Annotated in this window: 14 protein-coding genes; 7 read left to right on the top strand and 7 right to left on the bottom strand. The window is 74.8% G+C overall.

Annotated elements, in window-relative coordinates; translation table 11 throughout:
- Window positions 1-46 precede the first annotated feature (46 nt).
- On the top strand, window positions 47-727 hold the full coding sequence (locus FHX36_RS18420; RefSeq protein ID WP_110551551.1) for a TetR/AcrR family transcriptional regulator: 681 nt from the start codon (window positions 47-49) through the stop codon (window positions 725-727).
- 65 nt (window positions 728-792) lie between these two features.
- Here the strand turns inward: FHX36_RS18420 and FHX36_RS18415 are convergent, their stop codons facing one another.
- From FHX36_RS18415 to FHX36_RS18390, 6 genes are all read right to left on the bottom strand, one after another.
- Complete coding sequence (locus tag FHX36_RS18415) at window positions 793-1086, bottom strand: DUF1416 domain-containing protein (protein ID WP_110551552.1); 294 nt, start codon at window positions 1084-1086, stop codon at window positions 793-795.
- Between the two features lie 2 nt (window positions 1087-1088).
- Window positions 1089-1922 (bottom strand): sulfurtransferase, encoded by an 834-nt coding sequence (locus FHX36_RS18410; RefSeq protein WP_110551553.1) that lies wholly within the window; start codon window positions 1920-1922, stop codon window positions 1089-1091.
- Between the two features lie 31 nt (window positions 1923-1953).
- Complete coding sequence (locus tag FHX36_RS18405) at window positions 1954-2397, bottom strand: DUF4395 domain-containing protein (protein ID WP_220035871.1); 444 nt, start codon at window positions 2395-2397, stop codon at window positions 1954-1956.
- A 170-nt stretch (window positions 2398-2567) separates the two neighbouring features.
- A complete protein-coding gene (locus tag FHX36_RS18400) occupies window positions 2568-3014 on the bottom strand; it encodes a thioredoxin family protein (RefSeq protein WP_258372639.1) in 447 nt (148 codons plus the stop codon).
- Between the two features lie 48 nt (window positions 3015-3062).
- Window positions 3063-3776, bottom strand: coding sequence for an LmeA family phospholipid-binding protein (locus tag FHX36_RS18395; protein ID WP_258372640.1), 714 nt, complete (start codon window positions 3774-3776; stop codon window positions 3063-3065).
- Window positions 3773-4594, bottom strand: a complete 822-nt coding sequence (locus tag FHX36_RS18390; protein WP_110551555.1) for a hypothetical protein — start codon at window positions 4592-4594, stop codon at window positions 3773-3775. Before FHX36_RS18390 ends, FHX36_RS18395 begins: the two co-directional genes overlap by 4 nt.
- A 185-nt stretch (window positions 4595-4779) precedes the next feature.
- Between FHX36_RS18390 and FHX36_RS18385 the strand changes: the two genes are divergently transcribed.
- From FHX36_RS18385 to pstB, 6 genes are all read left to right on the top strand, one after another.
- Entirely contained in the window at window positions 4780-5517 is a 738-nt protein-coding gene (locus FHX36_RS18385) for a winged helix-turn-helix transcriptional regulator (protein ID WP_110551556.1), read from the top strand.
- 31 nt (window positions 5518-5548) lie between these two features.
- Window positions 5549-6469 carry a mycothiol synthase gene (gene mshD, locus FHX36_RS18380; RefSeq protein WP_183513986.1) on the top strand — a complete coding sequence of 307 codons (921 nt, stop codon included), beginning with the start codon at window positions 5549-5551 and terminating at the stop codon, window positions 6467-6469.
- 246 nt (window positions 6470-6715) lie between these two features.
- Entirely contained in the window at window positions 6716-7804 is a 1089-nt protein-coding gene (gene pstS, locus FHX36_RS18375; RefSeq protein ID WP_258372961.1) for a phosphate ABC transporter substrate-binding protein PstS, read from the top strand.
- Window positions 7805-7908: 104 nt separating this feature from the next.
- The gene (pstC, locus tag FHX36_RS18370; protein ID WP_110553573.1) at window positions 7909-8862 is read left to right on the top strand and encodes a phosphate ABC transporter permease subunit PstC; all 954 of its coding nucleotides are present in this window, start codon (window positions 7909-7911) and stop codon (window positions 8860-8862) included.
- On the top strand, window positions 8862-9947 hold the full coding sequence (gene pstA / locus FHX36_RS18365; RefSeq protein ID WP_110553571.1) for a phosphate ABC transporter permease PstA: 1086 nt from the start codon (window positions 8862-8864) through the stop codon (window positions 9945-9947). The genes pstC and pstA overlap by 1 nt, the downstream gene beginning before the upstream one ends.
- 24 nt (window positions 9948-9971) lie before the next feature.
- On the top strand, window positions 9972-10751 hold the full coding sequence (pstB, locus tag FHX36_RS18360) for a phosphate ABC transporter ATP-binding protein PstB (RefSeq protein WP_110553570.1): 780 nt from the start codon (window positions 9972-9974) through the stop codon (window positions 10749-10751).
- 28 nt (window positions 10752-10779) lie between these two features.
- On the opposite strand, the gene FHX36_RS18355 is transcribed toward pstB, so the two are convergent.
- Window positions 10780-13197 carry an LCP family protein gene (locus FHX36_RS18355; RefSeq protein ID WP_343056659.1) on the bottom strand — a complete coding sequence of 806 codons (2418 nt, stop codon included), beginning with the start codon at window positions 13195-13197 and terminating at the stop codon, window positions 10780-10782.
- Between the last annotated feature and the right edge of the window lie 34 nt (window positions 13198-13231).

Raw genomic sequence — 13231 nt, 5'->3', positions numbered from 1 at the left:
GTGCTCTTGATTGCGCGCGGTGCTCTCGCAGTGGCATGCTGCTGCGGTGCCACCGACCACCGCCCGGGAGCGCGCCCGCGCCGAGCTGACCGCCGAGATCACCGACCTGGCCCGGGCCCAGCTGGCCACCGTCGGCGCCGCCGGCCTCTCGCTGCGCGCCGTCGCCCGGGAGCTGGGCATGGCGTCCTCGGCGATGTACCGGTACTTCCCCAGCCGGGACGACCTGCTGACCCGGCTGATCATCGACGGCTACGCCGCGCTGGGTGACGCGGCGGAGGCGGCCGACGACCCCGCGGCCGCACCCCGCGACCGCTGGCTGGGGATCTGCCGGGCGGTGCGCGCCTGGGCGCGGGCCCACCCGCACGAGTACGCGCTGCTCTACGGCTCGCCGGTGCCCGGCTACTCCGCGCCGCGGGACACCGTGCCGGTCGCCATCCGGGTCGGTGCCGCGCTCGGCCGGGTGCTCGGCGACGCGGCCCGGGCCGGGCAGCTGCCGCCCGCCGCCGGCACCCCGACGGGCGCCCTCGCCCCCGGGGTGGCGCCGGTGCTCGGCGGCGACCACCCCGACATCGACGACCGGGTGCGGGCCCGCGGACTGCTGGCCTGGAGCGGGCTGTTCGGGGCGATCAGCTTCGAGCTGTTCGGCCACTTCACCGGCGCGGTCGCCGACGCAGACGCCTTCTTCGACGACGCGATGCGCGACCTCGCCGGCCTCCTCGGGCTGTAGCGACGCCGAAGGGCCGGCCTCCCCCGGGGGGAGACCGGCCCTTCGTCGTCCGTCGGCGTGCCCGGTCAGGCGATCGCGAGCGTCGTCTCGTTGAGCCCGACGTCCGCGGCGAGGCTGCGCTCGGCCCGGCCGATCGGCGACAGCGACCGGAGGGTCCACCGCCCCGGGGCGGCGAAGAACCGGAACTCACCCTCCGGGCTGGTCACCACCTCGGCGGTGAACTCGTCGGTGGCGTCGAGCAGCCGCACGTAGGCGCCGGCGACCGGCGAACCGTCGTGCCAGACCTGCCCCTGGATCACCGTCTGGGTCGTCAGGTCCACGCCCGCGAGACCGCCACCCTGCTCGGGGGCCCCGCACACGGTCAGGCGCCCTTCGCGATCGGGACGCCGACGAGGGAGCCGTACTCGGTCCAGGAGCCGTCGTAGTTCTTGACGTTCTCGTGGCCGAGCAGCTCGCGGAGCACGAACCAGGTGTGGCTCGAGCGCTCGCCGATGCGGCAGTAGGCGATGGTGTCCTTGCCGTCGTCCAGGCCGGCCTCGGCGTAGAGCTTGGCGAGCTCCTCGTCGCTCTTGAAGGTGCCGTCCTCGTTGGCCGCCTTGCTCCACGGCACGTTGACCGCCGAGGGGATGTGGCCGGCGCGCTGCGCGCCCTCCTGCGGGAGGTGCGCCGGCGCGGTCAGCTTGCCGGCGAACTCGTCGGGGCTGCGCACGTCGACCAGGTTCTTGGTGCCGATCGCGGCGACGACCTCGTCGCGGAACGCGCGGATCGAGGTGTCGGGCTCGGCGGCCTGGTACTGGGTGGCCGGGCGCTCGACGACGTCGGCGGAGAGCGGGCGGCTGTCCAGCTCCCACTTCTTGCGGCCGCCGTCGATCAGCTTCACGTCGCCGTGGCCGTAGACCTTGAAGTACCAGTAGGCGTAGGCGGCGAACCAGTTGTTGTTGCCGCCGTAGAGGACGACGGTGTCGTCGTTGCTGATGCCCTTGGCCGACAGCAGGGCGCTGAAGCCCTCGCGGTCGACGAAGTCGCGGGCCTCGGCGTCCTGCAGGTCCTTCTTCCAGTCCAGCTTGACGGCGCCCTCGATGTGGCCCTTGTCGTAGGCGCTGGTGTCCTCGTCGACCTCGACGAAGACGATGCCGGGCTGGCCGAGGTGCTCCTGCGCCCAGTCGGCGGTGACGAGCACGTCGTTGCGGCTCATGGGATGGGTCTCCTTGGTGGGTTGGGCGGGATCAGGCAGTGCGGGCGGTCTGCGCCCGCCGGACGGTGAGGTACAGCTCGCAGCCGAGGCAGAAGCCGGTGGCCGCGTTGAGCAGTGCTGCCACCAGCGCGAGCCCGGTGGCGACGGCGCCGACGAGCGGCGCCCCGATCAGGTACCCGGCAGCGCCGACCAGGGCGAACAGCAGGCCGACGAGCTGGGCGAAGCGCGGCGGCGCCTCCGGCTCCCGTTCCCGCACCGGGCCCAGCCGCGGCGCGACCAGGGTGCGGAACAGCACGCCGTAGGGCGCGTACCGCAGGCCGGCGAGGGCGCCGACGGCGAAGACGACCGCCTGGGCGGCCACCAGCCAGCCGCTGCCGGTGACCAGCGCGACGGCCAGGACGACGGTGGTGACCCACGCACCGAAGCGCGGGCCCCGGACGTCGACCTGACCACCAGCGGTCTCAGCGGTGGGCACGGGACGAGCAGGGGGTGTCATGTCGAGCAGGGCCTCCGGACGGCGGGCAGGGCGCGTCTGGGCGAACGGTTCTCGCCCTCAGGAGGCCGGACACAGGCAGCTGCCGACGCGGCACAGGTCGACTGTGCGGCGCGAGGTCAGCAGGGTGCCCACGGCGCGAGGGTAGCGGATCACGAGGAGACCCCCGTGTGCGCGTCCACCAGGGCGGTCAGCTCGTCCGGCCGCGGAGCCCCGCTGCTGCGCCCGACGAGACCACCGCTGCGGTCGAGGTAGAACAGCGTCGGGGTGCGCCGGACGTCGAGCGCGCGGACGGCGTCCAGGTGGCTCTCGGCGTCGACGTGCAGGTACCGGAGCCCCGGCCGGGTGGTCTGCAGCTGCTGCAGCCGGGCCCGGGTGGCGCGGCACGGGCCGCAGAACGCGGTGGAGAACTGCACGACGGTCAGGTCGGCCTCCTCCGGGCGGGCGCCCAGCTCCCGCAGCACCGCCAGCTCGCCCACGACGTCCTCCTCGGTGCCCGATGGTGCGGCGACCGCGCCGTCCCGGGTGCGCAGCCACCACGCGGCGACCGCGGTCAGCACCAGCGCAGCCGCCAGCACCAGGAGCCCGGTCGCGTCCACGACGGCGTGAACCGGGTGGGCGCCGGGCGCATTCCGCCCGTGGGCGGATCAGCCGGAGAGCACCGTGTCGGTGGCCGCGACGTCGATCGCCACGCCGTCGGCCGTGGGCGTCAGGCTGGTCAGCTGGAGCCCGAAGGGCAGCGCGGGCACCGGGTAGCGGAAGTCCAGCAGCTGCGCGGCCTCCTCCAGCACGAAGTCCGGGACGTCCACCGCCCCGGCCGAGGCGTCGGAGACGTCGATGACGACGTCCCCGCCCTCGAGCGCCACGGTGCCGGACGCGGTGAGCTGGAAGTCGAAGCCGAGCACCTCGACGGTCTTGGTGATCCGGATGCCGTCGCCGTCGGAGCTCAGCGCGGTGTCCCCGCCGAGCTGGGCGGCCAGCAGCGACCAGGACAACGTCGCCGTCCCGTCGACCCGGTCGACCGGGATCTGCTCGACCGACCCGCCGAGGGCGTCGGACAGCGGCACGTGCACCCCGCGCAGCGAGACGTCGGCGCTGGTGCCGGCAGGCTGCCCCAGCTCCTCGGCGGTCAGCTGGATGCGCACGTCGTCGTACTCACCGGACAGCGCCTGGGTGAGGAACGGGAAGCCGGCGATCTCCACGTCCGGCTCGCCCGCGAGGCCACCGCGGGCGGCCACCTGCTCGGCCACCTGGCCCTCGGCGATGCCGACCCCGACCCGGTCGACCACGACCAGCACGCCTACCAGGACGGCGAGGAGGACCAGCAGCGCCACCAGGCACCCGGTCCGGCGGCGGCTCACCCGAGGCCGTTCAGCGAGAGGGCGTAGGCGATCGGCGCCGCGGCGGCCAGCGGCAGCACCGCCTGCACCACCGGGAGCGCCCAGCTGGACTGGCCCCGCTCGGCGACGACGTAGGACGCCCCCACGGCCATCAGCGCCGCCACGCCACCGAGCGCGGCGCCGTAGGTGGCGGCCGACAGCCCGCTGACCAGCGTCCCGCCGTCGCGGCGCAGCAGCGCCACCGCGACCGCGGCGACGACCGCGAGCACCAGGCCCAGCAGCCCGCGCGGCACCCCGGCGGCGATCTCCGGCCGGGGCAGCACCAGGTCGACGAGGTGCCCCACCAGCAGCGCGGCGCCGACGGCCAGCACGGCGGTGACCAGCGCCCGGTCGCCGTCGTCGAGCCGGCCGAGGGCCAGCAGCACCGCGAGCGCGCACACCGAGCACAGCAGCAGGACGACGCCGGCCAGCGAGGCGACCAGGTACAGGCGCGGTGAGGGGCGGGTCATCTGGTGCACCACGGCGGCCAGGAACCCCAGGCCGAGGACGGCGAGCAGCGAGTCGAGCTCCGGCCGCTCGGGCAGCAGCATGGCGGCGTCCGCGCCCGCGGCGGCGGCGACCCCGAGGGCCAGCGAGCCGGCCGAGCCGCGGATCCCGGTGGCCACCACCCAGGCGGCGACCAGCGCGACCTGCAGCACCGCCACCGCGACCAGCCGCCCGGTGTCGCCCACGCCGAGCGTGAGCGCGACCGTGGCGCCGCAGCTGAGCACCACGAGCGCGGCGGCCGGCAGGTGGTGGGTCCGCGGCGACAGCTCCTGGTCCAGCCCGGCGGAGGTCACGCCCCGATCGTCCCAGAGGCGACCGCCCGGGCGTGGCTGCCGGGCCGCGACGTGCCGCCGGCCGCGACACCGATCGTGGGCTGCGTCACCAGTGGGGCGGAACGGCGGTGCACATCGGCTATCCTGCCCTCTCACCTCGACAGCGCGGTCGACGGCCTGGGATCACACCCCAGTGAGGAGACGACATGCGACTCGTGCTCATGACCTCGGCCCGGCAGGCCACCACGGAGGTCCTCCCCGCCCTGGGGCTGCTGGCCCACCAGGTGCGCGTCGTGGCCCCCGAGCTGTCCAGCCTGCTCGACGGTGACGCCGGGGACGTCGTCCTCGTCGACGCCCGGCACGACCTGGTGTCCGCCCGCACGCTGTGCTCCCTGCTCTCCTCCACCGGTGTGGCCGCGTCCCTGGTGGCCGTGCTCTCCGAGGGCGGCCTGGTGGCGCTCTCGGCCGACTGGGGTGTCGACGACGTCGTCCTGGACACCGCCGGCCCCGCCGAGGTCGACGCCCGGCTGAAGTGGGCCACCGCCCGGCGCCTGGCCGCGGCCACCCCGGCCGACGGCGGCGACGGCGGCGTCACCAAGGCCGGTGAGCTCGTCATCGACGAGCACAGCTACTCCGCCAAGCTCCGCGGTCGCCCGCTCGACCTCACCTACAAGGAGTTCGAGCTCCTCAAGTACCTCGCCCAGCACCCCGGGCGGGTCTTCTCCCGCGCCCAGCTGCTGCAGGAGATCTGGGGCTACGACTACTTCGGCGGCACCCGCACCGTCGACGTCCACGTCCGGCGGCTGCGCGCCAAGCTCGGCACCGAGCACGAGGCGCTCATCGGCACCGTCCGCAACGTCGGCTACAAGCTCGACCAGCAGGTCGCCGACGCCACCGCTGCGGCCAACGTGGCCGCCAGCGACGCGGGCGCCACCCTCTCCTGAGCCCGGTCCGCTGAGCACCGCCCCGGGCACGGTGTCCGTCGAGGTCACCGACCGGCTGCCCGCCGCTGCCGTGGCCGAGGTCCGCGCCCTGCTGACCGCGGCGCTGGCCGCGGACGGCGTCCGGCCGGTCTCCGAGGAGTCCGAGCTGCGCCTCCAGCACGGCGGCCCGCCCGGCGGCACCGACCTCACCGCCCGGGACGCCGACGGCACCCTGGTCGGCTACGCCCGGCTGGAGCTGCCGGCCGGCGATCCGGAGGCAGAGGCGGAGCTGGTGGTCGCCCCCACCGCCCGCCGCGCCGGCACCGGCACCGCGCTGCTGGCCCGGCTCGAGGAGCTGGCCGGGGACCGACCGCTGCGGGTGTGGGCGCACGGCGAGCTGCCCGGGTCGGCCGAGCTGGCCCGGGCGCGCGGCTACGAGCGCGCCCGGGTGCTGCTGCAGATGCGCCGCCCACTGGCCGGCGTCGACCCCGACCCGCGCCCGGCGCTGCCCGAGGGCGTGCACATCGCGACCTTCCGCCCCGGCACCGACGAGGACGCCTGGCTGCGGGTCAACGCCCGCGCCTTCGCCCACCACCCCGAGCAGGGCCGGTGGACCCGCGAGGACCTCGCGCTCCGCGAGGCCGAGGCGTGGTTCGACCCGGCCGGCTTCTTCCTCGCCTGGCGCGGCGAGCAGCTGCTCGGCTCGCACTGGACCAAGGTGCACCCGGCGGGGGAGGCCGGCGACGAGCCGATCGGCGAGGTGTACGTGCTCGGCATCGACCCCGAGGCGCAGGGCATGCGGCTGGGCCGCGCCCTGACCGACGTGGGGCTGGCCCACCTGCGGTCCCGCGGGCTCACCGACGTCCTGCTGTACGTCGAGGAGGACAACACCGCCGCCGTCGCGCTGTACGAGCGCAGCGGGTTCACCCGGTTCACCGTCGACGTCTCCTGGCGGCGCCAGCCCGCTCGCTGAGCGCGCCGGAACGGCCCCGGGGCGCCCCGGCGCGCGGTCGTTCACCCGTTGGACGGACAGCGTCGGCCGAGTCGTGTCCAAGGCCTCAGTGGGCGTTCACCTCGCGTTCACCGTCGAACCCGAATCCGTCCACCTCCCCTGCTTAGCGTCCTCGTCGTTCGATCCCCCCTGCCCGGCTACGACGTCCGGGCACACCAGTCGAAAGGCCCTGAGTTGAAGCTCAGCACCACGACGCGCGCCGCGGCTGTGTCCGCATCGCTCGCCGCCGTCCTCGCCCTCGCCGCCTGCGGCGCCTCGAACGAGGACTCCGGCTCCGACAGCGGCTCCGGTGGTGGCTCCGACAGCGCCGCCGAGCTCAGCGGCAGCCTCGTCGGCGCCGGCGCCAGCAGCCAGCAGTCCGCCATGGAGGCGTGGCAGGCCGGCTTCGAGGGCGAGTACCCCGACGTGCAGTTCAGCTACGCCCCCGAGGGCTCCGGCGCCGGCCGCGAGCAGTTCATCAACGGCTCGGCCGACTTCGCCGGCTCCGACGCCGCGCTGGACGAGGAGGAGCTGACCGCCGCCTCCGAGCGCTGCGCCGGTGGCGAGGTCTTCGAGCTGCCGAACTACATCTCGCCGATCGCCGTCGCCTTCAACCTCGAGGGCGTCGACGAGCTGAACCTGACCCCCGCGACGATCGCCAACATCTTCAACGGGACCATCACCACCTGGAACGACCCGGCCATCGCCGCGGACAACGCGGACGCCACGCTGCCGGCCACCGCCATCACGCCGGTGCACCGCGCCGACGACTCGGGCACCACCGAGAACTTCACCGACTACCTGCACCAGGCCGCCGCCGACGTGTGGACCGCCGAGCCCGACGGCGTCTGGCCGCTCGAGGGCGGGGAGTCCGCGCAGGGCACCTCCGGCGTGATCGAGGTCGTCACCAACACCGTCGGTGCGATCACCTACGCCGACGCCAGCCGCGCCGGTGACCTCGGTGTCGCCAACGTCGCCGTGGGCAGCGACTTCGTCGCCCCGTCCCCGGAGGCCGCTGCGGCCGTCGTCGAGAACAGCCCGGCCGTCGAGGGCCGCGGCGAGTACGACTTCGCCATCGAGGTCAACCGCCTGACCGAGGGCACCGGCGAGTACCCGGTCGTCCTGGTCAGCTACCACATCGGTTGCGTCGAGTACGACGACCAGGAGAAGGCCGACAACGTCAAGGCCTTCATGAACTACGTGATCAGCGAGGACGGCCAGGCCACGGCCGCCGAGAACGCCGGCAACGCCCAGATCTCTGACACCCTGCGCGAGCAGGCCCAGGGCGCGGTCGACGCCATCACCGCCGCCGGCTGACACCGGCACGCCGCGATGGCCCGGGACGTCGACCGACGTCCCGGGCCATCGCACCGCCCGGACCCGGGCACCCGCAACCAACGAACGACCCCCACGGAGCAGCGGTGACCGCCACGAAGGCCCCGACCGAACCACCGGCGCAGCAGCGCACCGTCCGCAGGCCGGGTGACCGCATCTTCTCCGGCGCCGCCAAGGGCTCCGGCATCTTCATCCTGCTGGTCCTGGCCGGCGTCGCCGCGTTCCTGATCAGCGAGGCGCTGCCCGCCCTCACCGCACCGTCGGACGAGATCCCCGGCGGTGAGGGCCTGGCCGGCTACGTCGGCCCCCTCATCCTGGGCACGCTGCTGGGCGCGGTGATCGCGCTGATCGTCGCCACGCCGCTGGCCGTCGCCATCGCGCTCTACATCACCTACTACGCGCCCCGCCGGATCGCCGCCCCGATGGGCTACGTCATCGACCTGCTGGCCGCGATCCCCAGCGTCGTCTACGGCTTCTGGGGCCTGGCGGTGCTCGCGCCCGAGCTGGTGCCCTTCCACACCTGGCTCGCCGACACCCTCGGCTTCATCCCCTTCTTCGCCGGCCCCGCCTCCACCAGCGGCCGCACGATGCTGACGGTCGGGATCGTGCTGGCGGTGATGATCCTGCCGATCATCTCGGCCATCTCGCGGGAGGTGTTCAGCCAGGCGCCGGCGCTGCACCGCGAGGCCGCCCTGGCCCTCGGCGCCACCCGCTGGGAGATGATCAAGATGGCGGTGCTGCCCTACGGCAAGTCCGGCATCATCGCCGGCGCCATGCTCGGCCTGGGCCGCGCCCTGGGCGAGACGATGGCCGTGGCGATCATCCTGTCCGGCGGCGCCGGCGCGACGGTCAACCTGATCAGCAACTCGAACCCCTCGACGATCGCCTCGAACATCGCGCTGTCGTTCCCCGAGGCCACCGGCATCGACGTCAACACGCTGATCGCCAGCGGGCTGGCGCTGTTCCTCATCACGCTCGCCGTCAACATGCTCGCCCGCTGGGTCGTCAACCGGCGCGCCGACTTCTCCGGAGCCAACTGATGAGCACCGAGACCCCCCTCGCCCCGGCCGGCGCGCACCGCGCCGACACCGACGGCCCGGTGCGCACCCAGCGCCGGCTCCCCCGGTTCGCCGCCAGCGGCCTCTTCCTCGGCGGCCTGGTCGTCGGTGGGCTGCTGTCCGCGCTGACCGGGTTCAGCCTCGTGCTCGCCGTGGTCTACGGCGTCGTGCTCGGCACGCTCGCGGTCTACCTGGTCTCCCGCTCGATCGAGGGCCGGCGCAAGGCCACCGACCGGCTCGTGACCAGCCTGGTGACCACGGCCTTCCTGATCGCCATGGTGCCGCTGCTCTCGCTGGTCTACACGGTGCTGGACAACGGCCTGCCGCGGCTGGACGGCGCCTTCTTCACCAACTCGATGTACCGGGTGGTCGGTGAGGGTGGTGGGGCGTACCACGCCATCCTCGGCACGGTCATCATCACCGCCCTGGCCACGATCATCTCGGTGCCGATCGGTCTGCTGACCGCCATCTACCTCGTCGAGTACGGCACCGGCCGGCTGAAGAAGGCGATCACCTTCTTCGTCGACGTGATGACCGGCATCCCGTCGATCGTGGCCGGCCTGTTCTCCTTCGCGCTCTTCACGCTGGTCTTCGGCAACTCGGTCCGGCTCGGGGTCATGGGCGCCGTCGCGCTCTCGGTGCTGATGATCCCCGTGGTCGTCCGCTCCTGCGAGGAGGTGCTGAAGCTGGTCCCGAACGAGCTGCGCGAGGCCAGCTACGCCCTGGGCATCCCCAAGTGGCGCACCGTCGTCAAGGTCGTCCTGCCCACCGCCATCGCCGGCCTGGGCACCGGCATCACCCTGTCGGTCGCCCGCGTCGTCGGCGAGACCGCACCGCTGCTGGTGACCGTCGGCCTGATCACCGGCACCAACCTCAACCCCTTCGACGGGCGGATGGCGACCCTGCCGGTGTTCGCCTACTTCCAGCTCACCCAGCCGGGCACCGCGACCCAGGCGTTCATCGACCGGGCCTGGACGGCAGCGCTCGTCCTCATCATCCTGGTCATGGCGCTCAACGTCGTCGCCCGCCTGATCAGCCGTTTCTTCGCTCCCAAGACCGGTCGCTGACCGGACCGACCAGGAGGACATCGCGTGGCCAAGCGCATCGAGGTCTCCGACCTCAACATCTACTACGGCAACTTCCTGGCGGTGGAGGGCGTCAACGTCTCCATCGAGCCGCGGAGCATCACCGCCCTGATCGGGCCTTCGGGCTGCGGGAAGTCGACCTTCCTGCGCTCGCTGAACCGGATGCACGAGGTGCTCCCGGGTGCCCGCGTGGAGGGCAAGGTCGTCATGGACGGCCAGGACCTCTACGGCGCCGACGTCGACCCGGTCGACGTCCGCCGGTCGATCGGCATGGTCTTCCAGCGGCCCAACCCGTTCCCGACGATGTCGATCTACGACAACGTCATCGCGGGCAACCGGCTCAACAGCAAGCGCATGCGCAAGGCGGAGACCGACGAGCTCGTCGAGCGGTCGCTGCGGGGTGCCAACCTCTGGAACGAGGTCAAGGACCGCCTCGACCGGCCCGGCTCGGGCCTGTCCGGTGGCCAGCAGCAGCGGCTCTGCATCGCCCGCGCCATCGCCGTCGAGCCCGACGTGCTGCTGATGGACGAGCCGTGCTCCGCGCTGGACCCGATCTCCACGCTGGCCATCGAGGACCTGATGACCGAGCTCAAGGAGCGGTTCACCATCGTCATCGTCACGCACAACATGCAGCAGGCCGCCCGGGTCAGCGAGTCGACCGGGTTCTTCAACCTCAACGGCGTGGGCCAGCCCGGCCGGCTGATCGAGTTCAACCCGACCGAGAAGATCTTCAGCAACCCGGACGAGAAGGCCACCGAGGACTACATCTCCGGCCGCTTCGGGTGATCGCGGGCCCTGGCGCCCAGGGCCACGCTCACCCGCAGGACGACGCGGCCCCGGCCTCCCCATCGACGGGGGCCGGGGCCGCCGTCGTCGGTACCGGCGTGCCGAGGGCCACCGGGGCCAGCGCGGTGTAGTCCGGGCCGACCACCAGCTGCACGGAGCTGCCGACCGCGTCGGTCTCCAGCAGCACCGACCCGGGAACGGCGGCGGCGACCGTGCGGGCCACCTCGAGGGACGCGGGCCCGTACCGGACGACGGTGCGGTCGACCGCCCCGGGCTCGACCCCGCGGGCGCGCACCTGGAAGCCCTGGGCCGCCAGCCCGTCGGCGACCTCGGCGACCCGGCCGCCACCGGTGGCGTCCAGCACGTCGACGGTGACCCCGGCCGGCTCGATGGTCACCACGGTGCCCTCGGGCACCGGGTCGGTGGTCGCGGGCGCGGGCAGGGAGTCGGCGGGCGCGGTGCCGGCGGAGGCGTCGGGCGCGGTCTCCGGGGCGGCCGGCGCCTCGACCACGGCGGCGGCGGGCAGCCGCCCGCCGTCGATCACCGCGTCGAACAGCTCGCGGGTGGCGGTCGCGTCGACCACGACCGCCGCCTGGTCGCTGCCCGCCGGCAGGTACCCGACCTGGGCCACCGGGACCGCGCCGCGCTCCACCGCGTCGCCGGACAGGTCGCCCAGGGTCGCCCCGAGCGCGCGGACGTCGCCCAGCGTCGTCTCGGCGTCCAGGGTGAACGCGTCGCCGGCGCGGGTCAGGAAGCGGGTCAGGGTCAGCGGGTCGGCGAGGGTGCCGCCGGCCAGCGCGGTGCCGAGCGTCGAGGTGAGCACCAGCTGCTCGCGCTCCGCCATGCCCGCGCCGGTGACGTCGTCGCCGGTGCCCTGCAGGAAGCCGGTGACGTCGGAGCCGGCGAGCTGGTGCTCCCCCGCCGGCAGGGCGAGCCGGGAGGCGGTGCCCGCGGAGTCGGCGGTCAGGCAGACCGGCACCTCGCCGAGCGCGTCGACCATGCCGGGCAGCCGGTCGAGGTCGAGGGCGAGGTAGTGGTCGACCCTCAGGCCGGTGAGCTGCTGCACCGAGCGGACCAGGCAGGACGGCCCGCCGTCGAGCAGCGCGGCGGCGAAGGGCTCGGTGACCGCCGGCCGGACGTCGCCGTCGCTGTCCCGGCAGGTGGGGGTGTCGCTGAGCGCCGTCGGCGGCACCGTGACCAGCACCGCCTGCTCGCCCTCGCCGGACACGTGCGCGATCAGCGTGCTGACCGCCGCCGGGCCGGTGCGGCCGGGCAGCCCGGTGCCGACGACCAGGTAGGTCTGCGAGCCCTCCTGCAGCTGCGGGGCCAGCACCTCCGGGCCGTCGACGACCAGCGCGTCGACCCGGTCGATCGACCGGTCCACGTAGAAGTAGAGGCCCACGTAGTAGGCGGCCACCAGGCCGAGCAGGGCCACCAGCGCGAGCGCCACCCGGGTGAGCCGCCGCCGGGCCGGGCTGACCGGGGCGCGGACCGGCGCGGGGCGCTTGCCGGCCTCACCGGGGTGCGGGAGCGGGAGGTCACGGCCCGGGATGGGCGGCAGCGGGCCGCTGCGCCGCACGCCGGGCACCGGGACCGAGGCGTAGGGCGGCGGCACCGGCGTGCCGCCCGGCGGGGTCGGCTGGGCCGACGGCCGGGCGGGGGTCGACGGTGCGGGCGTGACCGATCGCGGCTGGACGATCCGCGGCGCGGGCGCCGCCACCGGTGTCCGCACCGGAGCGGCCTCGGCAGGGCCGGCCGCGGCCGGGGTGGCGGCAGGCGGAGTGGCAGGCGGGGTGGTAGGCGGGGTGGCAGGCGGGGCCGCGGCGGGCGCCGCCGGGCGCGGCGGCACCGGCGGCGGGCCCGCCGGGGACTGCTCCCGCGGCGGGGTGCTGACCGGCGGCGTCGCGCCGGCGGGCGGGGCCGTGCCGAGGGCCGGCCGGGCGGCCGGCGGCGCGGACGGCGGCGTGCTGGCGGCCGGCGGCGCGGACGGCGGCGCACTCGCGGCCGGGGTGCTGGGCGCCGCCGGTCCTGCAGCGGGCGGCGGGGGCGTGCGCGGCTGGGACGCCGGCGGGTGCGGCCACGGCGGCTGGGCCATCGGGGAGGACGGGCGCGGGTTCCCCGGGCGGCGGGCGGGCGGCTCGGCCGGTGCCCCGGTCTGCGGCGCCGGCATGGCCGGCTGCCATCCGGTGGGCAGCACCGGGGACGACCCGGTGGCCGGCTGCCCCGCCGGGTCCCGCCGGACGCCGCCACGCAGCGGTGGGCGCTGGTCCACCGGGCGGCCGTCCTCGCCGACCGGCTGCTGGCGGCCGGTGGCCTCCGCCGTCTCGCGGCGCTCGGCCCGGCGGCGGGAGACCGGGGCACCGGACCGGGCGAGCAGCTCGGCCACGGTCAGCGGAGCGCCGGGGGTGCCGTCGTCGCCCCCGCGCCGCGTCGGCTCGTCCGCCACCGGTCGATGATCCCGTCGTCGTGGTCCTGGAGCA

Origin of the sequence: Modestobacter versicolor (assembly GCF_014195485.1) — a bacterium.
Classification (GTDB): domain Bacteria; phylum Actinomycetota; class Actinomycetes; order Mycobacteriales; family Geodermatophilaceae; genus Modestobacter; species Modestobacter versicolor.
This window is presented reverse-complemented; position numbering and strand designations above follow the sequence as displayed.